Raw genomic sequence first — 25008 nt, forward strand, 5'->3', positions numbered from 1 at the left:
TCCCCCGACCGGCCGGTCAGCGGGGAAAGCGTCCGCCCAGCGCCTCCGTGGCGGACCGGGCCGCGTCCACAACCATGCCGTTCATGTTCTGTATTGCCGCGTCGCTGAACCGTTCTTTCGGCCCCGACAACGAGATCGCGCCGCAAAACTCATTGTCCGCGCCAAACACCGCACAGGCCACGGCGGCGCAATTGGGATCGCGTTCGCCCATGGACAGGGCCAATACATTGTCCCGCGATGGCGCCACACCCGTGCCGTAAAACGCCGTTATCAGCCTGCCCGCTGCGCCGCGATTCAGCGGCAGCAAGTCGCCTTCGCGTATGCGATCCAGGGTCGAATGGTTGGAATCGACACGCAATACGCATATCCGGGAACTGCTGTCGTGGTACACATGGAAAGACGCGCTTTCGCTGCCGCGGCCCACCATTTCCCTGAGCAGGGGCAACAACACTTCGGTCAAGCGATAGGTGGCTTCGTAGCGGCGGCCGAGCTCATGGGCGTATGAACCCAAGGCATAGCGGCCATCGCCGCGCCGCACGACCAGCGACGCCCTTTCAAGCGACCTGATCAAGCGCAGGAGCGTGCTTTTATAAAAACCGGTCGCGCGCGAGAGATCGGCCAGCGTGATGGGCTCCGCCTGCTGGGCAATCGCCCCGACAATGGCCAGGGCGCGGTCTACGGCAGCTACGCCACCTTCGGTTTCCGATACGGGTGTTGAGCTCATGGTGCGTCGGGTGGACGGTTGAATGTGACGGACGATTATGCCATGCCCGGCGGCAAATGCCTTAACGCAAAAGCGCCGGCCGGACTATCGGCCCTCAAATACCAGGCTGATGGCCGGCGCATATTTTTCGCCATGCCCGGCCGCTATCGCCTCGTCGAAACACGCAATCAGATTGCGGGCACCCGTCGCGTCGACACCCACTTGCTCGGCCAAGGCAACGGCGTAAGCCAGATCCTTCTTGGCATAGGTGACCGGGAAGGCTTTCTCCGGGAAATTCTGTGGTGCAATAGCCTTCATGCCATGATTGCGCAAGGCAAAACTGTCGGCCGAGCCCTGCGACAAGGCCTGAAACAGACGATCCGGATCCACGCCCGCGCGTACGCCGATCGCGCGCGCCTCGGCCAAAGCCAGCACGGTTTCATAAAGAACCATATTGTTCAGTATCTTGACGACCTGGCCCGCGCCGATACCGCCCACATGGTTGACGTCCGATGCAAACATGGCAATGAACGCCTGGATGTCCGCAAACACAGCATCGTCGGCGCCCACAGGCACGGCCAGCGTACCCGCTTCAGCCGCGGCCCGCGTGCGCATGACGGGCGCATCGGCAAACAGGATGCCGCGCTCGGCCATCTTGGCCGCCATGGCACGGGTCAGATCAACGGGCGATGTGCTCAGATCCACGATGACCTGGCCGCTACGGCACAGTTGCAACAGGCCATTGCCGCCATGCCCTTCGACCACGCTGCGCACGATCTCGCCGGATGGCAGCGACATGAAGATCACATCGGCGTGCTCGGCGATTTCTTCGATGGTGGCCGAAACCACCCCATGGCCGGCCAAGCGCTGCAAGGGTTCGGCATTACGGTCGTTGGCCATGACGCGCACGCCGCTTTTGGTGGCCAGATGCCGGCAAATTGGCTCGCCCATGACGCCGACGCCGATAAAACCCAGGGTATTGAATGTAGGCATTGAAATGATTCCTTCAGATAAAACCGTACTCGCGGCGGCCGCCCGCCTAAGCAGGTGGGCGCCGCGCCTTGAAAATAGAGGCATCACGCCATATTGCGCGGATCCATGCTCCAGTAGATGCCCTTGCTTTGCTGATACAGGCGCATGCCGGAGACACCCTTTTCACGCCCGATGCCGCTGTCCTTGTAACCACCGAACGGGGTCGATATGGAAAGCTGCTTGTAGGTGTTGATCCAGACCAGGCCGGTTTCGAGTGCGCGGGCCACCCGCCAAGCGCGCTGGTAATTGCCCGTCCATATACCCGAAGCCAGGCCGTATGCGCTGTCGTTGGCCTGGGCAATCAGGTCTTCTTCGTCGTCGAAAGGCAGCACGCAAAGAACCGGCCCGAAGATTTCCTCGCGCACGGCGGTCGCCCTGTTGTCCAGGCCGCCAATGATGGTGGGCAGGAAGAAAGCGCCTTTTTCGAATTCCGCAGCCTCCGGCCGCTTTCCACCCAGCAGGATACGGCCGCCTTCGGCTATGGCCGACTCGACGAATTTCTCGATGCGGTCGCGGTGCCCAAAGCTGGCGACGGGTCCCATTTCGGCGCCTTGCGTCATCGGCAAGCCCAGCTTGATCTTGCCGGCGCGTTCAGCCAGCAAACCGACCAATCGGTCATGCACGCCTCGCTGGACGAACAGACGCGAACCGGCCACGCAAGACTGCCCGCTGCCTTCGAAAATACCGCCCATGATGTTTTCCACGGCCGCATCGAGATTCGCATCGTCGAACACAATGTGCGGCGATTTTCCGCCCAGCTCCAGCGCCGCCGGAATCAGGCGCTGCGCCGCGACCATGCCTATGGCGCGGCCGCTGGCCGTACCGCCCGTGAACGACACCATGCGAACGCCGGGATGCTCGACCAGCGCCTTGCCGGTTATCCGCCCATCGCCGGTCAGAACATTCAGTATGCCCGCAGGCAAGCCAGCCTGCAAAGCGACCTCGCCCAACAGCAGGGCCGCGGAAGGCGTGACTTCAGACGGCTTCAGGATGACCGCATTGCCGGCGGCCAGGGCCGGCGCGACCTTTTGCGCCTCCATGGTCAGGGGTGAATTCCAGGGCGTGATCGCCGCAACGACGCCATAGGGCTCATAGGCTGTCATGGAAAGATAATTGCCGCGAGGCGGTGTAACTTCCGCTCCCTGGGTCTCACATACCGCCGCGAAATAGCGGAAGGTCGCGGCGGCGCTGCCGGCCTGCGCCTTGCATTCGCTCCATACCTTGCCATTTTCCAGCATCTGCGCCCGAGCAAACTCTTCCGCGCGCTCGGTGATCAGGGAAGCCATGCGCAACAGAATCTGGGCGCGCACATGCGGCAACATGTCTCTCCATGCGGGCTGTCTCGATGCCGCCCGGGCGGACGCCACCGCGGCATCGACGTGCTCCGGCAAGGCAATGGACACATGGTAATTGAGCTCGCCTGTGGCCGGGTTGACTGATTCGAAGAATTCCCGGCTGTTGGAAACCCATTGGCCATTGATCAAAAATGGTTTGGGGCCTGAACCCGATTGCTGCGACATGGTGTATTGACTCCGTAAGAAACTAAATCGCCCTATATTCGCCGGAAGCGAACTGTCGTTCTTCCGGCGTACCGCTTGTTCTGCTGTCGAGAAACCTATTTTTCAGGATAGATTTTCCGGGGCGGGACATGCAGCAATACGGTATCCGGATCATTCTCGTGGGCCGGGTACCGTGCCATGACCATAGGATCGTGCCCCGGTATGATGTGTTCCGGGCTTGCCGCCGCAGACTCAAGGCGCGCATAGCCCGACAACATGTCGGCAACGTTATGCACAATGGGAAACGGCCGTTGGCGTTCCATGTTTTCGTAGTAATGCGAAGCATCGGAGGCCAGAACCAGCCAGCCGCGCCGCGTATGCACACGGACCGCTTGCAGGCCCTTCGTATGGCCTCCGATTTTCAGCAGGCTCACCCCCGGCGCCAGGTCGGCGTTGCCATCGTGGAAGACGACACGGTCTTCATAGACATTGCGAACCAGGGTTACGACATCGTCGACCGAGTAGGCGTGCCGCATCGGTTCGAAACACATGCAGCGGCCGGTCGCATACTCGACTTCCGCGTCTTGTATGTGGAATCGCGCGTGCGGCAGCCTGTCCAGGTTGCCCGCATGATCGTAGTGAAGATGGGTAATGATGACGTCGCTCACGTCTTCCGGGCGGGCGCCGATACGCTCCAATGCGCCTATCGGGCAGCGCAGGAGGTCCCGGTTACGCTTCTTCGCGGTGTCCGCGTTAAAACCGGTGTCCACCAATATCAATCGCTCCGGCGCTCGCAATAGCCATACGAAAAAATCCATGGGCATGGGACCATCATGCGGATCGCCTCCGATGAAATTGTCCCGCCGCACGCGCGGCATGTGCGCATAGCGCAGGGCAAAGACTTCATACTCCGGCAATTCAGTCAGGCCGCTCATTGCATTAAATTCCAAGATACGATTTTTGAATGAATGGATCGGCCAACAGTTCCGCCCCCTTCCCGGCCCGGATGATCTCGCCGTTCTCCAGCGCATAGGCGTTGTGCGCCAGGCGCAATGCCAGTCGCGCATTCTGCTCGACCAGGACGATAGACATGTTTTTCTCGCGGTTGATGCGCTTGATGGCTTCAGCGATCTCAAACACGATCTTGGGTGCGATACCCAGCGAAGGCTCATCCAGCATCAGCAGCTTGGGGTTGGCCATCAAGGCGCGGCCTATGGCCACCATTTGCTGCTCACCGCCCGATAAGGAGCCGGCCAATTGCCTGCGGCGCTCCTGCACCCTTGGAAACAAGGTATAGATTTCATCGAGCATGCGGGCGACCACCTGCCTGGAGGCCACACCATGCGCGCCAGCCAGCAGGTTGTCCAGTACGGTCATGCGTCCGAACAGGCGCCGTCCCTCGGGCGACAAGGCTATACCGGCCTGGACTCTCGCGGCCGGTCCCATCGTCGTGATGTCCCGTCCCTCGAAACGCAGGGTGCCCGATGCCGGCATCATAAGACCGATGATCGACTTCAGGGTCGTGCTTTTGCCCGCGCCGTTGGAGCCGACCAGGGCCACGATCTGGCCTGCTTCGACAGAGAAATTGATCTTTCGCACGGCCTCCAGGCGGCCATACGATACGGTAAGGTCTTGCGCTTCAAGCATGGGCATAATCGGGAGCTCCCAGGTAAGCCTCGATGACGGCCGGATTTTGGCGGATTTCCTCGGGTGAGCCTTCGGCGATTTTCTCGCCCTGCACCAGCACAACGATCCGCTGGCACAGCTGCATGACCAGAGCCATATGGTGCTCGACCAGCAACAGCGTCAATCCGTGCTCGTCGCGCAGGCGATGCAACAGCTTGGCCAGGTCGTTGCATTCCTCATGATTCAGGCCCGCCGCCGGCTCGTCGAGCAGCAGCATGGTCGGCCGCGTCGCCATCGCCACCGCAATCCCCAGGATTTTCTGCAAGCCGTAAGGCAGGCTGCCCGCCGCGGTATCGCGCCAGGATGTCAGGTCGGTCATCTTCAGGATCTCGTCGATTTCGGCGGAGATCCCGGCTTCGGACAGGCTGCGTTCGCGGCGCCCCGCGAGCAGGCCGACGATAGAGCCGGAAATCCGCGAAAGCAGGCCCCGATACACGTTCTCCGCCACGGTCTCCCGGGGATAGGTGGACGTGGACTGGAAGGTGCGCGCCAGCCCGGCCACCACAACCCTGCTGGGCGGTCCGCCGGAAATGTCCCTGTCCTGGAACACGACACTTCCCGACGAAGGGCGGATAGTGCCTGTGATCAGGTTGAAGGCCGTGGTCTTGCCCGCCCCGTTTGGGCCGATCAAACCGACAATTTCGCCCTGCCGGACATTGAATGACAAGTTACGGACAGCCACCAAGCCGCCGAACTTGCGGGTCAACCCCCGTACGCGCAATAAGTCCTGGCTCATGCTGCCTCCTTGCGGCCGATCTTGCCGATGATGCGGGGAATGGCCGCCAAGCCGCCGGGCAGGAAGCGCAGAATCAGGATCAATGCCGCCCCGTAGAAAATATGCTGAGTCTGCACCGCGCCGCGGAACAGCTCGGGCAATGGGGTCAGCACGGCGGCGCCGACCAAAGGCCCCCATGTCGAGCTTCGCCCGCCAATGACCAGCATGACGATCAATCCGATCGAGATGCCGCTGTTGTAGGACTCCGGCGAGATATAGCCAATGTAGTGAGCCTGCAATATGCCGCCCAAAGCCGCCAGGCCGCAGCCCAGCACAAAGGAAAACACCTGCAGGCGATGCACGCCCAGCCCGGTCGACTCGGCCAATGCCGGGTTATCGGCCACCGAATCGATGGCGCGTCCGATCGGGCGCTGGAACAGGCGATGCATGAACAGCGTCGAGGCCAGCGCGACGACCAGCGTCAGGCCATAGACGCGGCTGCGGGTATCAAAGACAAATCCCAGTATTTCGACCGGTGCTATCCCTGTAATGCCATTGGCGCCGCCGGTCAGATTGGAGAAATCCAGCAGCACCAGGCGCACCAGCTCGCCAAAGGCGAATGTCACCAGTACGAAGTACACGCCGCGCAGGCGCAGAATGATCCAGCCCAGGATCAAAGCCACCAGCATGGTGGCGGCTATGCCCACAGCGGCCGAAGACAGGAAGGACAGGCCCGCCAGTTTGCCGATCAGCACGGCGGCATAGGCGCCGATGGCCATGAAAGCCGCGTGGCCAAGCGACAGCTGCCCCGAGCGGCTGACCAGCGCCAGGCCATTGACGATGATGATGTTGAGCATGGTCAGCACGGCAAGGTGCAGGACAAAGGGACTGGAAACCCAGGGCGCGGCAACAGCCAATAAAAGAACCATGAGACATGGAATCAGCCATCGCCTGCGCGTGGGCGACATTGCAACGGAATTTGCGGCGCTCATATCAGGCCTCCCCTTGTCCAAGCAAGCCTTTCGGGCGAACCACCAGCATCACGATCACAATCAGGAATATCAACATATCGGCTGTGCTGGTGCTGAAAAACAGACTGCTGTAGCTTTCTATCAGGCCCAGCGCAAGGCCCGCGACCGCGGCGCCGGGTATGCTTCCCAGTCCACCAAGAATCACCACGATGAAAGCCTTGAGCAATGGCGCGGCTCCCACAAAAGGCGATACCGAAAACAAGGGGGCCATCAAGGCGCCGGCTACGGCGGCCAGGCCAACCCCGATGCCGAAGCCCAAGGGGTAATAGACGCGCGACCGTATGCCTTGTATCGAGGCAATTTCAAAATCCTCGACCACCGCGCGCAGTGCGCGGCCAGGCTTGGAATGCTTGAGGAAAACATACAACAGGCACAGCACCACCAAGGCGAAGATCACCACGTAGATCCGTGAAGTCGGAATGGCGATCTGGCCCAGCCGTGTCGCCCCTTTCACCACAGCGGGCATGGAATGGGGATCGGGGCCGAAGAACATCAAGGCGAGGTTTTGAAGAATCATGGCAAGGCCGATGGTGGCGATCATGCCATTGAGTTCATCATGCCTGAACGGCTTCAGCACAGCCCATTCCAGGGCGGCGCCGAACAAAACCGCTCCGGCAAAGGTGATGGCCAATGCCGGTAAAAACGGCAGGCCCAACGTCGCTGTAAGGAAGTAGGCGCCGAATGCACCGAGCATATAGAACTCGCCATGGGCGAAGTTGACCATGCGCATCACACCGAACACCAGCGTGAACCCCACCGCCATCAATAAATACAGCAGGCCGACGATCAAACCATTGACCGTCGCCTGTGCAAGCAGAATGCTCCAGTCCACAAGCGCTCCCCAGGGTCAGTTGCAACTGGACACGTTGCAGGTTGCTCGTATGACTTCCTTGCCGCCGATCACTTCCGCGACATAGAAAGGCGCATTCAACTGGTGATTGATGCCATAGACCTCTTGGCCCGTCCAGTTCAAAGTACCCAGGGCGCCCGGGAAGTCCTTGATCTCTTCCATCGCCTTGCGCACCGCGTCCGTATCGGTCACCGTGCCGGCGCGTTTCATCGCTTCAAACAGCATATTGGTGCCGTCGTAGAAGGCGGGGCTGAAGCCGTTCATTGCATGCTTGTAGCTGGCGGCATACAGATCGGCATAGGCTTTGGTGGAGGCCAGCTCGGGATTGATGGGCGTATGGACGAACATGCCCTCCGCCGCTTCCACACCGGCAACGTTGACGATTTCCTGCGTCGCCGGGCCTCCGGTACGGATGATCTTGCCGGTAAAGCCGATTTCGCGGGCCTGCTTGACGATCAGTCCCGCCGTGGTGGGAGAATTCCCGTCCAGCTCGATCGCATCGATGCCGCGCGCCGCCATGCGTGTCAGCAAAGGCACAAAGTCGACACGATCGCGTTCGAAGAACTCGGTCGCCGCCAAGTCGGCGCCGGCCCGTTTATAGGCACCCGCCAGATCCTTGGCGATCTGCTGGCCGGTTTCGTCATTGGGGAACAATGCCCCTACCTTCTTGATGCCTTGGCTCTTGACCAGCCATTGGATTTGAGGGTCCGCGACCTCGACTGTCGTCACATTGGGGCGGAACGTGTAGGGCTTGTCTTTTTCCAGCGCCTTGGTGGTAAAGCCCAGGGTAATGACGATGACCTTGTTCTTCTCGGTGATGGGCTGTATGGCCAGGACGGGCGCGGAACCCACCGGACCGATGATGTACTGCACCTTGTCTTCGAACACCAGCCGGTTGGCAACCGTTACCGCCTCATTGGCTTGATACTTGTCGTCATAAGGGATGACTTCGACTTTGTATTTCTTGCCGGCCACCTCAAGCCCGCCGTTCTTGTTTACCTGGGCCGCGGCGATCTCGGCGGCGTTCTTCATCCCTTGCCCCCAAGCCGCGCCGGCTCCCGACAAGGTGACAAGAGCGCCGATCTTCAAGGTTTGCGCCTCTTGCGCGGTAACGGACAACGGCGCCGCCAAGGTCGCCAACAGGGTAATGACAGGGGTAAGTTTCATGGAAGTCTCCTCAAGGATTTATGCTGCGGCATACCCGGCAAGGTTGCCGGAAATTATTGATATGGATCGGCAGGCCGGGCCGTCATCCGTTTTTATGGATCTCATTCAGCACCGGCATGATGTACTTACGGAATTGCGCGGGATTCTCGCTCATGGGGAAATGGCCCAGCTCTTGCATTACCGCCACTTTTGCACCCGGAATGGATGCGGCGGTGCGCAGGGTATCTTCGGGTGAACACGAAAAATCGTATTCGCCCGTCAGCAGATACAAGGGGCAAACCTCTGTGCGAATATCATTCAAGCGTCCGCGCAAGTCGCTGTCGACGCGATAGAAATACAGATCTCCCTTGAAGACGCCCGGACCGCTTTGCATGTACTGCCAAAGCGTCTCGTGGCGATAAAGGTCGGGAGACTGTGGAGCAATCAGTCCGGACACCAGCGCCGCGCAGACTTCGCCGCCATGCACATCGCCGCGATGCAGCCACGAGGTGTCATACCAGGGCTTTTGGTAATCCGCCCCTTCCACGCCGATCAGCGCGCGGAATTTATCCGAATGCTTGTTGGCCAGGTGCAGCACGATGCGTCCGCCGATGGAGCAGCCGATCAAGGCGGGCTTGTCCAGCTCAAGCGCTTTGCAAAAGGCCAGGATGGTTTCGGCATAAAGCTCCGTCGTCAGGCGATACTCGCCGCCCTGCCACCCCTCGGGCGGATAGGACTTGCCATGCCAAGGCATGTCGAATGCCAGCACGCGATAACGCGATGTGATTTCCGGATCGCAAAGCATGTGCCGATACTGCCGGCTGTCGGCGCCAGCCGTATGCAGGCAAACCAGCGGAATACCCGACCCGGCCTCTTCGACGTAGACGCGGCAGTTGCGTCCGGCAATCTCAAAGGAAAGATAGCGCCCGACTATAGGCTCGAATGTTGTGCTCATATCCGCTCCCGGCGTCCGACAGCCAGCAAATCCTTGACGTATTGAAGATTGGCCATGAAAGGGTGCAGGTTTCCCTCGATGGTCATGTCGCCATTGCGCGCAAGCGCAAAGATGTCGTGGCTACCGGCCCTTGGCACGGCCTGCCAAAAACGATTCCATGCATCGGCGCCGGCCTTGATGGAAAAATCAAAGCTCGCCAGCGGGGGCAAGCCGGCAATGTCGACGACCTGGGCAACCTTGCCTTGCCGTATATGGGTCAGCAGGCCGACACGGCCAAACTGGACCAGCAGCGTGAGATCAACTTGGCGATGGCTCCGCAGGGACGGAGCGCGGCTGCTGAATCTGTGCGCAAGCTCGGAATCGCTTGGATTATCCGCAAGCGGGGCCGTGGGATTGCTTTCTTCATCGGACATGACAGCCATCTCGCCTCCTGTTTCTTTATCTTTACGGTTCTTGTAGGCAGAACATTTATTCTTTCTGAGAGAATATTCTATACAAACCTTTTTACGCGTGTCAACAGCTTCATCCTTCCCGGCAGCGCAAAAAGGGCTGACATTAAAAAAACAAATCGTATAAGCTTCAATTAACTCTTCAGCCAGGGCGCGCCTTCCTAAGCGGCGCGCCAAATCACGTCACGCCAAGCGCCATGCAACAACTATGGGATATCTCTCCGCCGGTTTCGGCGCAATCCCCGGTCTTTCCCGGAGACACGCCGTATAGCCGGATCTGGAACGCCACCATCGGCCCCAAATGCCCGGTCAATGTCAGCCAGATATCGCTGTCGCCGCATGTAGGCGCCCATGCCGACGCCCCCCTGCACTACAGCAACCAGGGCGCCGCCGTTGGCCAACTGGGGTTGGAGCCCTTTCTTGGACCCTGCCGCGTCATCCACGCCTTGCATGGACGGGCCTTGATCGCCATCGAGGACCTGCTGCCTTTCCTGGAACAGGCCCCGCCACGCATACTGGTGCGCACCTGTGAACAAGCCAACATCTCCGCCTGGAGCGACGACTTTGCCGCTTTTGCCCCCGAGACCATCGAATTCCTGGCCCGCCGCGGCGTCCTGCTCATCGGCCTGGACACGCCCAGCATCGATCCGGCCGACAGCAAGACGCTGGACAGCCACCAGACCATACTGAAGCACGACATCCGTGTGCTGGAGAACCTGGTCCTGGACCAGGTTTCCGCTGGCGACTACGAGCTGATCGCCCTTCCATTGGCCCTGGCGGACGCCGACGCCAGTCCGGTGCGGGCCGTCCTGCGCAGCCTGCCGCCAACTTATTGAGCCTTCAAGACATGAGCAAATTTCATAGCGAACCCGATGGGCAGGCCATCATCCGGCAGGAAAAAGCCCAGCTCGATTTCTCCAAGGACATGAGCTACGGCGACTACCTGCACCTGGACGCCCTATTGAGCGCCCAGCATCCCTTGTCGCCGGAACACAATGAAATGCTGTTCATCGTCCAGCATCAGACCAGCGAGCTGTGGATGAAGCTCATGCTGCACGAGTTGCGCGCCGCCATGCAGAACCTGGCTGCCGACCGCCTGCAGCCCTGTTTCAAGATGCTGGCCCGGGTCAGCAAGATCATGGAGCAACTGGTGCACGCCTGGGACGTCCTGGCCACCATGACGCCGCCGGAATACTCCGCGCTGCGGCCCTACCTGGCCCAGTCCAGCGGATTCCAAAGCTATCAGTACCGGCAGATCGAGTTCGCCCTGGGCAACAAGAATGCCGCCATGCTCCGGCCGCATGCGCACCGGGCCGACCTGCTGGCGCAGGTGCAACGCGCCTACGAAGCACCGTCGCTGTACGACGAGGCCCTGCGGGCCCTGCACCGCCAGGGCCTGGCCGTGCCGGCCGACTATCTTGACCGCGACTGGACGCAGGCCTACGCCGCCAGCGCCGAAGTCGAAAAGGCGTGGCTGACGGTTTACCGCCACCCCGAGCAATACTGGGACCTGTACCAATTGGGCGAGAAGCTGACCGACCTGGAAGATGCGTTCCGCCTGTGGCGATTTCGCCACGTCACCACCGTCGAGCGCATCATCGGCTTCAAACGGGGCACCGGCGGCACTTCAGGGGTGTCCTATCTGCGTAAAATGCTGGATGTCGTGCTGTTTCCCGAGCTTTGGAAGTTGCGCACCGATTTATAGTGCGCTAGAATTCTTAGTTACCTTGGATACGTGGCTACCCTTTTATGCTAGCTGGCGACCCGCCCTTATTGGAAAAACAGGAATCGATCATGAAAGAAGGCATCCACCCCGAATACCGCGAAGTGGTGTTTCTGGATCAGCAGACAGGCACGAAATTCGTTTCGCGTTCTACGCTACACAGCCGCGAAACCGTTGAACTTGACGGTAAAACCTACCCTTTGTTCAAATGCGACGTGACCTCGGAATCGCATCCGTTCTACACCGGCGCGCAAACGCGCATCGTTGAAACCGGCCGCGTCGAAAAATTCCGCGCCCGTTTCGCACGCACCACTGGCACCACGCGCAAGGCTTCGTAAGCTTTTCGGTTTCCAGTCCAGCGTATGCAAGGCAGCCTCTTGGCTGCCTTTTTAATTTAAGATACGCCCATCCTCATCCTGAGCGCGCCGCCTGTGTCACCCAGCAACTCCCTTTCCACCCCAGCCCGCCTGACCGCTACGGCAACCGTGAAGCTCCCCCGGCTTTTTCTGCTGGTCGTCGGTGTAATTTACATCCTGGCTGGGCTGTTCTTCAGGGACCCCTGGAAAACCGACGACGTCGTCGGCCTGGCGACAATGATGACCGCGCTGAACGAAGGCGGCCACGCCTGGCTGCTGCCCCAGATCGGCACCCTGGCCCATGCCCAGGACGGTCCGCTGACCATGTGGGTGGGGGCTTTCTGCATCTGGGCGTTTTCGCCCTTCTTCGAACTGTTCACCACCCCGCTGGACGCCGCCATCATTGCCTCGCGTCTGCCCAACTTCTTGTGGTTCGGCCTGCTGACCAGTTCAATATGGTACGGCACCTATTTGCTGGGCCGCCGGCCCGAACCGCAGCCGCTGGCCTTGCCCTTCGGCGGCGAACCCACGGTGCAGGACTACGGCCGCATGATCGCCGATGCGGCCCTGCTGCTGATCGTGGCAACCGTAGGCATCGTATGGCGCATGCACGAGACCTCCGAAGTGCCGGCCCTGATCGCCTTCCAGGCCTTGGCCTACTATTCGGTCGCCCGCATGCTGGACCATCCCGCCTCCGGCTCCATTACCCTGGGCATTGCGCTGGCCGCCGCTTTCCTGACACGCGGCTGGATAGGCGCCCTGCCCATCATGCTGGCTGTCCCGTTCATCTTCATGCCGCGCAGCGCCTTGTGGCGCCAGAAAAAATGGCTGATCGCAACAACCGCAATCTGTGTCGGCCTCATCCTGATGTGGTGGATACCCGCCCGCGACGCCGGCGATTACTGGGTGCACAACTGGCTGCTGTGGAATACCAGCGCCTTTGGCTGGCCGCGCTACCAGGAAGTCTTGAGCACCCTGCGCGATCTGCCGTGGTTTCTGTGGCCGACCTGGCCCTTCGCCTTGCTGGCGGTATGGCGCTGGCGCTCATGGCTGACATCTCCGCACATCTGGATACCGCTGATGTTCGCCGCATTGCCGCTGGCCTCCATGCTGTTCCAGGTCGATGCCTTCGAGCCGGAATACAGCCTGCTGGCCCTGCCGGCCGCCGTTCTGGCGGCGTTTTCCCTGCCCACGCTGCGCCGGGGCGTGGTCAATTCCCTGGACTGGTTCGCCGTGATGTGCTTTTCATTGACCACCGCCACCGTATGGCTGGGCTGGATCGCCCTGCAAACCGGATGGCCGCGGCAGATTGCGCACAACATTGCGCGCCAGACCCGAGGCTACGACGTCTATATTTCATGGCCCGCCGTGTTTGTGGCCGCCCTGGGCACAGTGGCATGGCTGTCGCTGGTGCGCTGGCGCCTGCACACCAAGCCCGCGGGCCTGTGGCGCGGCACGGTATTGTCCGCCGGCGGGCTCATCGTCACCTGGCTGCTGCTGGTGACCTTGTGGATGCCCGCGCTGGACTATGTGCGCAGCTACCGCAGCGTTTCAGCCCAGTTGGCCGCCGCCTTGAGCACCTATGGCCAAGCCGGAGAATGCGTGCGCGCCCAGGGCGTGGGCACAGGCCAGCGCGCGTCCTTCCTGGTCTTCAACGGCATCGATTTCAACTACGACTCGGCTTGCTCCCTGGTCGTGCAGCAGACCTCGCCGCAAAGCATCGAGGACGGCACCGCGGCCTACTCCGACGCGGCAACGGTATTGTGGGTAGGCAAGCGCGGTGCGGATCGACATGAAATGTTCCGTCTTTTGCGCATTAGCCGTCCGTGAACACCTCCGTCACCCAGAAAAACAAGCCCGCTTCGTACGTCAAGGAAATCCTGCGCCAGGCCTGGCCCGTGCTGGTCAGTTCCTGGGCCAGCCTGATATTCGGCGTCCTGGACACCGCCATGGCGGGCCACGTCAGCGCCGCGGATCTGCAAGCCATGGCGCTGGCCGCGTCCATCTACATTACCGTGTTCGTCGGCCTGATGGGCGTGATCCACGCACTGATACCCATCATTGCGCAACATTACGGCGGCCAGCGCTATCTTGAAGTGGGCCGGGCCTGGGGTCAGGGCGTCTGGCTGGCCCTGGGCCTGTCGCTGGCGGGCGCGGCCGCAATGCTCTTTCCCGACACTTGGCTATCACTGTCGGGAAACGTCGATCCCGACGTGCGCAACAGTATCACCTGGTACCTGCGGGCCCTTATCCTGGCTCTGCCGGCGACCTTGATATTCCGCACGATCTATGCGCTGGGCACCGCCGTTTCGCGCCCCAAGACCGTCATGGTCATCAACCTGGGCAGCGTGGCGTTCAAGTTCTTCTTCAATTGGGTATTCATGTTCGGCAAGCTGGGCATGCCGGCGATGGGCGCTGCGGGTGCCGGTCTTTCGACCGCGCTGGTCGGATGGATGACCTTTGCAGCCGGGCTATGGGCCATCTACCACGACCCTTACTACTTGCGCTTCAAGCCGCGCCTGGGCAGGCCCGATTGGGCCAGCCAGAAAGAACTGCTGCGGCTGGGGCTGCCCATGGGCGGCTCCTACCTGATTGAAATCTGCGCCTTCAGTTTCATGGCCCTTCTGGTGGCGCGTGAAGGCATGTATGTAACCGGCGGCCACCAGATCATGGCCAACCTGGCGGCGCTCAGCTACATGATGCCCATGGCCGTGGGCATTGCGACGGCGTCGCTGACAGCCCAGGCCATCGGCGCCCGGGACGCGCAAAAGGCCCGCGCCACAGGCGCGGCGGGCATAGGCATCGTCGTCGTCGGCGCCGCCTTGACCGCCACCCTGCTCATCCTTGCCCGTACGCCGATCCTGGGCGCCTACACCGACGATCTGAAGGTCGCGGCCGTGGCGGCCGCCTTGCTGCAGATATTGCCATGGTTTCACTTATGCGACGCCATGCAATGCATAGGCTCGTACCTGCTACGCGCCTACAAAGTGGCCGTCGTGCCGCTGATCCTGCAGGTGGTGGCCCTGACCGGCTTGGGCCTGATCGGCGGCTGGTGGCTGGGTTTCGGTCCCGCGGCGGGCATGCTGCGTCCGGTCGTCCAGGCCATCGCGCCAGGCGCCCCCTTGGGCGCCGGCACCATGTGGCTGATGGCCCTGTCAGGACTTGGCCTGTCCGCCGCCTTGCTGTTTGCATGGTACGGACATGTGGTCAGGGTGCAGGCGCGTCTGCTTAAGTCCTAGTTCTCAAGCCGCATCGCCGGCTTCGATGACCGGTGTCACCAGTTCCACGACCTTGCTGCGTGACAGCATGCCAAGAAACTCATCGTTGTCGCCGGTGACGGCCAAAGGCTCGGTGCTGCGCAGCATGCGGCCAAGGACTTCATCCAGGCCCGCCGTGGCCGGCACCGATGCCATGTCCTCGACATAGCGCGCCACGTCCCGGGCGCCGTCGCGCACCGCCTGTTCGGCAGCCGTCCTGCTCAGGACTCCGGCCAGCCGCTTGCCGTCCAGCACCACGGTGTACTCGAACTCCATGGCCGCCATGCGCTCCAGGGCGTGGACAGGGCGCGAGCGCATCGTCAGCGTCAGCGAAGGCTCGTTGCAGGCATGGGCGGCATTGAGCACCTTGCCGCGATTGACGTCCTGCAAAAAGGCCTGGACGTAATCGTCGGCGGGCGCCAGCAAGATGTCTTCGGGCGTGCCTTCCTGCACCAACTCGCCATCCTTCAGAATGGCGATGCGGTTGCCCAGGCGCAGCGCCTCGTCCAGATCGTGGGTGATGAAAACGATAGTCTTGTTCAACTGCGCCTGCAATTGCAGCAACTGGTCCTGCATCTCCCGGCGTATAAGCGGGTCCAGCGCTGAAAAAGCCTCGTCCATCAGGAGGATTTCGGCATCAGTGGCCAGAGCGCGGGCCAGGCCCACCCGCTGCTGCATGCCGCCCGAAAGCTGATGCGGATACTGGTTCTCAAAGCCGGCCAGGCCGACCTGCTCCAGCCAGTGCCGCGCCCGCTCGCGGCGCTCCTTCTTGCCCATGCCCTGCACCCTAAGGCCGTAGGCCACGTTCTCGATGACGCTGCGGTGGGGAAACAAGCCAAAACGCTGGAACACCATGCTCATTTTTTGCTGGCGGAATTTCTCCAGGGCGGACTTGCCCAACGTGACCACGTCGACGCCGTCGACCAGTATCTGTCCCGCGCTGGGTTCGATAAGGCGATTGAAATGGCGGATAAGGGTGGACTTGCCCGAACCGGACAAACCCATGATCACATAGATGCTGCCCTCTTCGATGGACAGGCTGATGTCGCGCAGGCCCAGCGTATGGCCGCTTTTGGCCAGCAATTCTTCCTTGCTGATGCCGCCCTGCGCCGCCTCCAGCCAGCGCTCGGGGCGCGGGCCGAATACCTTGAAGATATTTCGTACTTCGATCTTGCTCATGTCAGGCTCCCCTTTGCTGGCGACGCCCGAACTGCTGCGTAATCCGGTCGAAGACGATGGCGATGATCACGATGCCCAGGCCGGCCAGCACGCCGCGGCCCACCTGCAAGCGATTGATGCCTTGCAAGACCTCGTAGCCCAGGCCCCGAACACCTATCATGGATGCGATAACCACCATGGCCAAGGCCATCATCGTGGTCTGGTTGATGCCGGCCATGATATTGGGCATGGCCAGCGGCAGCTGCACGCCGAACAATTGCTTGACCCGGTTCGCGCCAAAGGCCCGCGAGGCCTCGAGCACCTCGCTGTCGACCAGCCGTATGCCCAGGTCGGTCAGGCGTATGACGGGCGGCACGGCATAGATGATGGTGGCGATAATAGCGGCGATCTTGCCCAGGTTGAACAGCATGACGACCGGAATCAGGTACACAAAACTGGGCATGGTCTGCATCACGTCCAGAATGGGAAGCATGATGGCGCGCAGCCACTTGAAGCTGGCCATCAGGATGCCCATCGGTATCCCTATCGCCACCGATATGGCCACGGCCACGATCATCAATGACAGCGTTTGCATGGCCGCGTCCCACAAGCCAATGAAGCCGATCAGGCACAGCATGGCGCCGATGATCAGGGAGAAGCCGACACGGCGGCTGGCAAACCAGGCCAGCGCCATGATGGCCAAGACCACGGCCCACCACGGCGAGTAGCGCACGACCTGGTCCATCCAGATCAGCACGTCCAGCAAAGGCTGGGTCAAGGCACGCAGCAGGTCGGAATAATTGGAAACGATATTGCCGACGAAATCGTCGATCGGCGCCCGCAGAGCACGCGGGGAAATGAATTCGGGAAACATAAAATCAACTCCGTAAAACTCGTGAAGGCGGCGACCCATGTGGATCGACCGCCTGGAAAACCGCCGGCGCACGACCGGCCGCCCCTTGCGGGGCCGGATTCACGAATGCTAAAGAGCGGCTTTTACGCGTCCCGCCACATCGGTTGGCAGCCATTTGCCCCAGACTTCGCCCTGGTTCTGCAAAAACCACTTGGCCACGTCGACGGGCTCGGCTTCGTTCTCTTCCATGTAGGCCATGACCTTGTCCATGAGCGGCAGAGGCACCGACACCTTGGACAGGAATTCGGTCAGCTTGGGCGCATCCTGGCTGAACCGGGTGCTTACCGCGGTAAAGACCGGATTTTCGGGGTAGGCGCTGGGCTCGGGATTGGCGCAATTCGGGTCGGTCAAGCAGGCGTGCCTGGATTTGTCGTAGGCCGGCAGGTCCAGCTTGACCAGGTCCATGGAGCCCACCAGCGGAGTGGGGTACCAGTAGTAGAAAACGATGTTTTCCTTGCGCTTGTAGGCGGCGGTCAGGGCCGCTTTCTGGGTAGCCCCGGTTCCGGGGGAAAACAGGGTGAAGGTATCGCCCAGGCCCAGCGCCTTGAACAAGTTGCCGCTGACCACCTCGCAACCCCAGCCCGCCGGGCAGCCGTAGAAGCGGCCTTTGGTGGGTTCCTCGGGGTCTTTGAATTGGTCCTTGAATTTGGGCAGGTCGGCGGCTTTCTTCAGTTCGGGCAAGCGTTCGGCCGTATAGCGCGGTATGAACCAGGCTTCGCCGCCCATATAGATATCGCCTATGCGCTTGACCTTGCCGGTGGCCTCGGCCTTGGCCCAGGGCTCGGATACGCTGTTAAGCCAGATTTCTGTGTTGATGTCCAGGTCGCCGCGCTCCAGGGCGGCAAGCGCCGGCAAGGTTTCGGTGGGCAGGACTTCGGATTTGCACCCATAGCCTTTTTCGGCGATAAAGCGCTCGACCTCGACCAGGACCAGGTTGGATTCCCAGTTCATGCCGCCGAATTTGACGGGACGATCGATTTCGCATTGGGGGGTCTCGGCGGCGTGAGCGGCATTGCCCAAGCCATAAAAGCCGAAAAGCGCCGCCAGGCCTAGGCCCAGGGCAAGCCGCGAGAAGCGCGACGAGGCGTTCGACGAGAACGCGCGATGTGAAGGGTTCACATTGAAAGACATGGCTGTTTGCCTCCTTAAGTAACGTGGACGCAGCGATGCAGCAGCGTGCGCCAAGGCTAAGGGGGTGTGCGGAAGACGGAAGGCCGCCGATACATACCGACACTAGCGTGAAGAGTACGGGGTACTCGTTGACAGGTAATGGGGTCGTGGGGACCCACCATACGCCAGATTGAAAAAAACTATGAAGTTTGCAGCATTTTAAGAGAAATTGCCGTTAAATGTAAACCAGTAATAACCCTCTTGCCGAAAACGACCGTTTCCGCCACCCTAGGCGACGACCAAAAAAAGCGCGGCGAACCGCGCTTTTCATCATTTGTAAATGTAGTCCCGCCGCCAGGGGTAGGACAGGTCGGCCGGATGGTCAAGCTCGTCGTGGCGGCCATGGGTGCGCGGCTGCGCCAGCACCTGATGCAGGGCGATCCAGCCATGCTCGAAACCCATGGCGCAGCCGGCAAGATACATGCGGTAGGCGCGCAACGAGCGTTCGCCCTGCTCGCCCGGCAAGGCCTTGCGCGCCTCCGGCAGGCAGGCTTCCAGCGCATCGCTCCAGGCCCAAAGGGTGCGGGCGTAATGCGGACGCAGGTTTTCGATATCCAGGTCTTCAAGGCCGCCTTCGGTCAGGCTTTCCAGCACATGGCTGATATGGGTAAGCTCGCCGCCGGGAAAAATATACTTTTCGATGAATTCGCCCATTCCGGCGCCCAGTTCGGCATTGTCCACTCCGCCGGCGGTAATGCCGTGGTTCATGACCAGCCCCCCCGGACGGACCAGCCTCCTGAGCTTGGAAAAATAGCCTTCCAGTTGGGCGCGGCCCACGTGTTCGAACATGCCCACCGAGGCGATCTTGTCGTAGGGCCGGCTCTCGTCCAGCTTGCGGTAGTCCAGCAATTCCATGCGCACCCGCCCCTCCAGGCCCTTTTCCTGGATCAGGCGGTTTACGTGGGCGTGCTGGTTCTTGGACAGCGTGATGCCGGTGGCATCGACACCGTAATTCTCGGCCGCCCACAACAGCAGGCCGCCCCAGCCGGCGCCCACGTCCAGAAAACGCTCGCCCTGGCTCAGCTTGAGCTTGCGGCAGATGTGATCGAGCTTGGCTTCCTGGGCTTGCGCCACGGTCATGTCGGGCGAGCGGAAATAGGCGCATGAGTACACGCGGCGCGGGTCCAGCCACAGCGCATAGAAATCATCGGATAAGTCGTAGTGGAACTGAATCTGGCGCGCATCGCGGTCGATGGAGTGGCGCCATACCGACACCAGGCGCCGGATGAGTTCGGTCAAGCGGCCCACGCGCGCCGCCTCGATCGGCGAGCCCGGCAAGATGGCCGCTGCCAGCCGCATCAGATCACGCATCGAACCGTCGATGTCGAACTTGCCTTCGACGTAATCCTCGCCCAGCATGCCCACCTGTCCCGTGGATAGATGCGCCAGCGTGGAGCGATCCTTGACGGTAAGGCGGATTTCCGCATCGGGCGAACCCACTTTCTGGCCATCCGGCATGATGACCTGGACGGGCAAAGGCAAAGATGCCAACTTAGTTTCAACAACAGACAAGACCGAACTCAAGGCCGACTCCCCATGTGAAATTAGCGTGGTGAAAATAGTGCCACATATTCCCGCGGAAGGGAATTCGGTCTATACAAGCGTGCTAAGATGGCAGCCGATATCACCCAGGCACATCCACCGCTCCGCCGTGGCGGATCGCGCGATGCGCCCCCTCTCTTGATGCCTCCTGTACAAAGCTCCCTGACCGTCATCCCTCGCTGGCTCATCCTGATGGGCCTGCTGACTGCCCTGGGGCCCCTGGCCATCGACATGTACCTGCCGGCGTTTCCCGCCATCGTCCAGGGTTTGGGGACCACGCAGGGACACGTCGAACGCACGCTGGCCAGCTATCTGTTCGGCCTGGCGCTGGCCCAGATATTCTATGGCCCCTTCGCCGACCGCTACGGCCGCAAGCCGCCCCTGATCCTTGGGCTGGTCATTTTCATTGCCGCATCGATCGCTTGCGGCTTCACCCATGACATCGAACACCTGACCTTCTGGCGCATCGCCCAGGCTTTCGGCGGCGCCGCCGGCATCGTCATACCGCGCGCCGTCATACGCGATAATTTCGATACGCGGGATGCCTCCAAGGCGCTTTCCCTGCTTATGCTGGTCATGGGCGTCACACCCATCCTGGCTCCCATCCTGGGCGGCCAAGTGCTGGCCTTCGGAAGCTGGCGCGGAATCTTCGCCATCATGGCGGCCTGCGGAGGCCTGCTGCTGGTGGGAGTGGTATGGACCATGCGGGAAACGCTGAATCCCGAAAAAGTCATTCCGCTGGGCCTGGACATCATTGCCAGAAACTATCTGGCCCTGCTGCGCCACCGGCGCTTCATGTGCTACACCCTGGCGGGCGGCTTCGGCTCGGCAGGCATGTTCGCCTATATATCGGGATCGCCCCGCGTATTCATCGAGATTTTCCAGGTCGAGCCCCGGTATTTCGGGCTGCTGTTCGCCGTCAACGCGGCCTCGCTCATCATCGCCTCGCAAGTCAGCGCCCGCCTGCTCAACCGCCACACTCCGGAAGCGCTGTTGCGGATCGCGCAGCGCAGCCTGGTGATCATGACGCTGCTTGGACTGATTCTGACCTTGGCCGGCGTCATCAATCTGACGCTGCTCATGATCTGCCTGGCCGGTTTCATGGCCAGTCAAGGCTTCGTCAACCCGAACGCCGCCGCGCTGGCGCTGCGCGAACAGGGCAACCGCCTGGGCGTGGCATCGGCGCTTATGGGCACACTGCAAATGCTGTGCGGAGCAAGCGCCGGTCTGGCCATCAGCGCCTGGCAATCGACCACGGCGCTGCCGCTGACCGGTCTACTGGCCTTGTGCGCCTGCCTTTCGTGGCTATTTGGACGCATTGCACTAAAGGCAACTTGATAAAACAACCATTTTCGTATTAGAATGCTAGGCTTTACAGATACAACAGCCTGGTTGCCGGCACATACCACAGGGGGTAGAACCCCCAAGGGTTGGGCACAAGACCGAAGCAGATTAATCGTATCCAAGCAAATTTTAAGGGGTATTACCATGGCACGCGTATGCCAAGTTACCGGCAAAGGCCCAATGGTGGGCAACAATGTTTCGCACGCAAACAATAAAACCAAGCGTCGCTTTTTACCTAACTTGCAATCGCGCCGTTTCTGGGTTGAAAGCGAGAACCGCTGGGTTCGCCTGCGTGTTTCGACCAATGCGCTGCGCACCATCGACAAGAACGGCATCGATTCCGTTCTGGCCGATCTGCGTGCCCGCGGCGAACTGGCTTAATCAAGCCGGTTCAAGACGCTAGCGATCTAACCTTCAGGAGCTCAACATGGCAAAAGGTATCCGCGAGAAAATCAAGCTCGAATCCACAGCCGGCACCGGTCATTTCTACACGACCACCAAGAACAAGCGCAACATGCCCGAGAAAATGCTGATCAAGAAATTTGATCCCGTTGCTCGCAAGCACGTTGACTACAAGGAAACCAAGCTCAAATAAAGAGCTTGCCTGCGGCGCTTGCGCGCTGTCCGCACCGGTTCACCCCGGCCGGTTCTTGCAGTTGGCGCTTTGCCCGGATTCCTTGCGAACCCCGCCTCGGCGGGGTTTTTTATCGCCCGGCCGCCGGACGCAATCCAAACACGCCGCAAATGAGCGTGTGCGAAGCATCCTATAATGCATGGTTTGCACACAACCTCTCACGAACTTCCCGGATCCCATGCAGGAACGCTACAGCCCCAACGACGTCGAAAAAACCTCCCACCAGAATTGGGAGTCGCGCGACGCTTATCGTGTCACCGAAAACGCCAAAGCCGCCGACGGCTCGCCCAAGCCCAAGTTCTATGCATGTTCGATGCTGCCCTATCCCAGCGGCAAGCTGCACATGGGCCATGTGCGCAACTACACCATTAACGACATGATGACGCGCCAGTTGCGCATGCGCGGCTATAACGTCCTGATGCCCATGGGCTGGGACGCCTTCGGCATGCCGGCCGAAAATGCCGCCATCAAGTCGCAGGTACCGCCCGCCAAGTGGACCTACGACAATATCGCCTACATGAAGAAGCAGATGCAGGCGATGGGGCTGGCCATAGACTGGTCGCGTGAAATGTGCGCCTGCGATCCCAAGTATTACAAATGGAACCAGTGGCTGTTCCTGAAGATGCTTGAAAAAGGCATTGCTTATCGCAAGACCCAAGTCGTGAACTGGGATCCGGTCGACCAGACTGTACTGGCCAACGAGCAGGTCATCGACGGCCGGGGCTGGCGCTCCGGCGCGCTGGTCGAGAAACGCGAGATTCCGGGCTACTACCTGCGCATCACCGATTACGCGGAAGAGCTCATCGATCAGGTAAAGAACGGCCTGCCCGGCTGGCCCGAGCGCGTGCGCCTGATGCAGGAAAACTGGATAGGCAAAAGCGAAGGCGTGCGCTTCGCCTTCACGCACGACATCAAGGACGATGCAGGCCGGCTTATACAGGACGGACGCATGTACGTCTTTACGACGCGTGCCGACACCATCATGGGCGTCACCTTCTGCGCTGTGGCCCCCGAGCATCCACTGGCCACGCACGCGGCAAGCAAGAATGCGGAACTGGCTGCCTTCATCGAATCATGCAAACAGGGCGGCACCACCGAAGCCGAACTGGCCACGCGCGAAAAAGAAGGCATGCCCACAGGCCTGTCAGTCACCCATCCCCTTACCGGCGAACCTGTCCAGGTATGGGTGGGCAACTATGTGCTGATGAGCTATGGCGACGGCGCGGTCATGGGCGTGCCTGCACACGACGAACGCGATTTCGCTTTCGCCAAGAAGTACTCCCTGCCTATCAAGGACGTAGTTGCCGTCGAAGGCAAGACCTACTCCACCGATCAGTGGCGGGATTGGTATGGCGACAAGCAGCAGGGCCGCTGCATCAACTCCGGAAAGTACGATGGCCTTGCCCAGGCGCAAGCCGTCGATGCCGTAGCCGCCGACCTGGCGCAAAAAGGCCTGGGCGAAAAGCAGACCACCTGGCGCCTGCGCGACTGGGGCATTTCGCGCCAGCGCTATTGGGGCACCCCCATACCCATCATCCACTGCCCGGACTGCGGCCCCGTGCCGGTGCCCGAGAAGGACCTGCCGGTCGTGCTGCCCGACGATTTGATTCCGGACGGCAGCGGCAACCCGCTGGCCAAGCACGAAGGCTTTCTGTCCTGCCACTGCCCTAAATGCGGCGCGGCGGCCCGGCGCGAAACCGACACCATGGACACCTTCGTGGATTCGTCCTGGTATTTCATGCGCTATACCTCGCCCGACAACGACAACGCCATGGTTGATGAGCGCAACGATTACTGGATGCCGATGGACCAGTACATCGGCGGCATCGAGCATGCGGTCCTGCACCTGCTGTATGCGCGCTTCTGGACGCGCGTCATGCGCGACCTGGGCCTGCTCAAGTTCGACGAGCCGTTCACCCGCCTGCTGTGCCAGGGCATGGTGCTCAATCATATCTATTCGCGCAAGAACGAAAACGGCGGCATCGAATACTTCTGGCCCGAGGAAGTGGAAAATATCTACGACGCCAAAGGCGCCATAACCGGCGCCAAGCGTATTTCGGACGGCTCGGCGGTTCAGTACGGCGGCATAGGCACGATGTCGAAATCCAAGAACAACGGGGTCGATCCGCAATCGCTGATCGATTCCATGGGCGCGGATACCGCCCGCCTGTTCGTAATGTTCGCCAGCCCGCCCGAACAGACGCTGGAATGGTCGGACTCGGGCGTCGAGGGCGCCAACCGCTATTTACGCCGGCTCTGGTCGTTCTGCCACGCGCGGCAGGCCGACATCCGCAACGGCAACACCGGGGCCGCCGATTGGGCGGATGCCGACGAAGCCTCCAAGGACCTGCGCCGCGAAATCCATACGCTGCTCAAACTGGCCGACTACGATTACCAGCGCATCCAGTACAACACCGTCGTGTCCACCTGCATGAAAATGCTCAACGCGCTCGAATCGGCCACGCTTGCCGATACGGCGGTGGCCCGCCGCGCGCTGGCCGAGACCCTGTCCATACTGCTGCGTGTCCTGTATCCCGTCGTCCCGCACATTACCTGGCAATTGTGGCGGGACCTGGGCTACGACCAGGCTTATGGCGACCTGCTGGACGCACCCTGGCCGGCCGTCGACGAAGCCGCGCTGATCGCGGACCAAATCGAACTGGTGCTGCAAGTCAATGGCAAGCTGCGCGGATCCATCACGGTTCCCAATGGGGCCAGCAAAGATGATATCGAACAGGCCGCTCGCGGGCATGAAGCCGCCGACCGCTACCTGGAAGGCCGTCCGGCCAAACGGGTAATCGTCGTTCCAGGCAAACTCGTCAACATAGTCGGATAAAATCAGGCA

General features: G+C 61.0%; 24 protein-coding genes. 9 read left to right on the forward strand and 15 right to left on the reverse strand.

What is annotated here, in order from left to right:
- Positions 1–16: 16 nt before the first annotated feature.
- From V0R37_RS19700 to V0R37_RS19750, 11 genes are all read right to left on the reverse strand, one after another.
- Positions 17–724, reverse strand: a complete 708-nt coding sequence (locus tag V0R37_RS19700) for an IclR family transcriptional regulator (protein WP_420376175.1) — start codon at positions 722–724, stop codon at positions 17–19.
- An 84-nt stretch (positions 725–808) separates the two neighbouring features.
- Positions 809–1696 carry an NAD(P)-dependent oxidoreductase gene (locus V0R37_RS19705; protein WP_420376176.1) on the reverse strand — a complete coding sequence of 296 codons (888 nt, stop codon included), beginning with the start codon at positions 1694–1696 and terminating at the stop codon, positions 809–811.
- An 83-nt stretch (positions 1697–1779) separates the two neighbouring features.
- Entirely contained in the window at positions 1780–3255 is a 1476-nt protein-coding gene (locus V0R37_RS19710; RefSeq protein WP_420376177.1) for an aldehyde dehydrogenase, read from the reverse strand.
- Between the two features lie 95 nt (positions 3256–3350).
- Positions 3351–4169, reverse strand: coding sequence for an N-acyl homoserine lactonase family protein (locus V0R37_RS19715; protein ID WP_420376178.1), 819 nt, complete (start codon positions 4167–4169; stop codon positions 3351–3353).
- 4 nt (positions 4170–4173) lie between these two features.
- Positions 4174–4887 (reverse strand): ABC transporter ATP-binding protein, encoded by a 714-nt coding sequence (locus tag V0R37_RS19720; protein ID WP_420376179.1) that lies wholly within the window; start codon positions 4885–4887, stop codon positions 4174–4176.
- Complete coding sequence (locus V0R37_RS19725) at positions 4874–5656, reverse strand: ABC transporter ATP-binding protein (RefSeq protein WP_420376180.1); 783 nt, start codon at positions 5654–5656, stop codon at positions 4874–4876. The genes V0R37_RS19720 and V0R37_RS19725 overlap by 14 nt, the downstream gene beginning before the upstream one ends.
- Positions 5653–6627, reverse strand: coding sequence for a branched-chain amino acid ABC transporter permease (locus V0R37_RS19730; RefSeq protein WP_420376181.1), 975 nt, complete (start codon positions 6625–6627; stop codon positions 5653–5655). The genes V0R37_RS19725 and V0R37_RS19730 overlap by 4 nt, the downstream gene beginning before the upstream one ends.
- Before the next feature lies 1 nt (position 6628).
- Entirely contained in the window at positions 6629–7498 is an 870-nt protein-coding gene (locus V0R37_RS19735) for a branched-chain amino acid ABC transporter permease (RefSeq protein WP_420376182.1), read from the reverse strand.
- A gap of 15 nt (positions 7499–7513) precedes the next feature.
- A complete protein-coding gene (locus tag V0R37_RS19740) occupies positions 7514–8683 on the reverse strand; it encodes an ABC transporter substrate-binding protein (RefSeq protein ID WP_420376183.1) in 1170 nt (389 codons plus the stop codon).
- Positions 8684–8765: 82 nt separating this feature from the next.
- Positions 8766–9617, reverse strand: coding sequence for an alpha/beta fold hydrolase (locus tag V0R37_RS19745; RefSeq protein ID WP_420376184.1), 852 nt, complete (start codon positions 9615–9617; stop codon positions 8766–8768).
- On the reverse strand, positions 9614–10243 hold the full coding sequence (locus tag V0R37_RS19750; protein ID WP_420376185.1) for a hypothetical protein: 630 nt from the start codon (positions 10241–10243) through the stop codon (positions 9614–9616). Before V0R37_RS19750 ends, V0R37_RS19745 begins: the two co-directional genes overlap by 4 nt.
- A gap of 20 nt (positions 10244–10263) precedes the next feature.
- On the opposite strand from V0R37_RS19750, the gene kynB reads away from it, so the two are divergent.
- The 5 genes from kynB (at position 10264) to V0R37_RS19775 (ending at position 15384) form a co-directional block, all read left to right on the forward strand.
- Complete coding sequence (gene kynB / locus V0R37_RS19755; RefSeq protein ID WP_420376186.1) at positions 10264–10902, forward strand: arylformamidase; 639 nt, start codon at positions 10264–10266, stop codon at positions 10900–10902.
- An 11-nt stretch (positions 10903–10913) separates the two neighbouring features.
- A complete protein-coding gene (gene kynA / locus V0R37_RS19760) occupies positions 10914–11771 on the forward strand; it encodes a tryptophan 2,3-dioxygenase (RefSeq protein ID WP_420376187.1) in 858 nt (285 codons plus the stop codon).
- A gap of 89 nt (positions 11772–11860) precedes the next feature.
- Positions 11861–12127: a type B 50S ribosomal protein L31 gene (locus V0R37_RS19765; RefSeq protein ID WP_420376188.1), complete on the forward strand. Its 267-nt coding sequence runs from the start codon at positions 11861–11863 to the stop codon at positions 12125–12127.
- Positions 12128–12220: 93 nt separating this feature from the next.
- Positions 12221–13975 (forward strand): ArnT family glycosyltransferase, encoded by a 1755-nt coding sequence (locus V0R37_RS19770; RefSeq protein WP_420376189.1) that lies wholly within the window; start codon positions 12221–12223, stop codon positions 13973–13975.
- A complete protein-coding gene (locus V0R37_RS19775; RefSeq protein ID WP_420376190.1) occupies positions 13972–15384 on the forward strand; it encodes an MATE family efflux transporter in 1413 nt (470 codons plus the stop codon). The genes V0R37_RS19770 and V0R37_RS19775 overlap by 4 nt, the downstream gene beginning before the upstream one ends.
- Before the next feature lie 3 nt (positions 15385–15387).
- Here V0R37_RS19775 and V0R37_RS19780 read toward each other — a convergent pair whose 3' ends face one another.
- The 4 genes from V0R37_RS19780 to V0R37_RS19795 form a co-directional block, all read right to left on the reverse strand.
- Positions 15388–16581 (reverse strand): quaternary amine ABC transporter ATP-binding protein, encoded by a 1194-nt coding sequence (locus tag V0R37_RS19780; RefSeq protein WP_420376191.1) that lies wholly within the window; start codon positions 16579–16581, stop codon positions 15388–15390.
- Position 16582: 1 nt separating this feature from the next.
- Positions 16583–17434 carry an ABC transporter permease gene (locus V0R37_RS19785; protein WP_420376192.1) on the reverse strand — a complete coding sequence of 284 codons (852 nt, stop codon included), beginning with the start codon at positions 17432–17434 and terminating at the stop codon, positions 16583–16585.
- A 108-nt stretch (positions 17435–17542) separates the two neighbouring features.
- Positions 17543–18604 (reverse strand): ABC transporter substrate-binding protein, encoded by a 1062-nt coding sequence (locus V0R37_RS19790; protein ID WP_420376193.1) that lies wholly within the window; start codon positions 18602–18604, stop codon positions 17543–17545.
- A 309-nt stretch (positions 18605–18913) separates the two neighbouring features.
- Positions 18914–20167 (reverse strand): class I SAM-dependent methyltransferase, encoded by a 1254-nt coding sequence (locus V0R37_RS19795; RefSeq protein ID WP_420376194.1) that lies wholly within the window; start codon positions 20165–20167, stop codon positions 18914–18916.
- Between the two features lie 210 nt (positions 20168–20377).
- On the opposite strand from V0R37_RS19795, the gene V0R37_RS19800 reads away from it, so the two are divergent.
- From V0R37_RS19800 to leuS, 4 genes are all read left to right on the forward strand, one after another.
- Complete coding sequence (locus tag V0R37_RS19800; RefSeq protein ID WP_420376286.1) at positions 20378–21523, forward strand: Bcr/CflA family multidrug efflux MFS transporter; 1146 nt, start codon at positions 20378–20380, stop codon at positions 21521–21523.
- A 150-nt stretch (positions 21524–21673) separates the two neighbouring features.
- Positions 21674–21910: a 50S ribosomal protein L28 gene (gene rpmB / locus V0R37_RS19805; RefSeq protein ID WP_420376195.1), complete on the forward strand. Its 237-nt coding sequence runs from the start codon at positions 21674–21676 to the stop codon at positions 21908–21910.
- 46 nt (positions 21911–21956) lie between these two features.
- Positions 21957–22124: a 50S ribosomal protein L33 gene (rpmG, locus tag V0R37_RS19810; protein ID WP_003810296.1), complete on the forward strand. Its 168-nt coding sequence runs from the start codon at positions 21957–21959 to the stop codon at positions 22122–22124.
- Between the two features lie 217 nt (positions 22125–22341).
- The gene (gene leuS, locus V0R37_RS19815) at positions 22342–24999 is read left to right on the forward strand and encodes a leucine--tRNA ligase (RefSeq protein ID WP_420376196.1); all 2658 of its coding nucleotides are present in this window, start codon (positions 22342–22344) and stop codon (positions 24997–24999) included.
- Positions 25000–25008 lie beyond the last annotated feature (9 nt).

It is taken from the genome of Pollutimonas rozaliensis (genome assembly GCF_048751585.1).
GTDB lineage: Bacteria > Pseudomonadota > Gammaproteobacteria > Burkholderiales > Burkholderiaceae_B.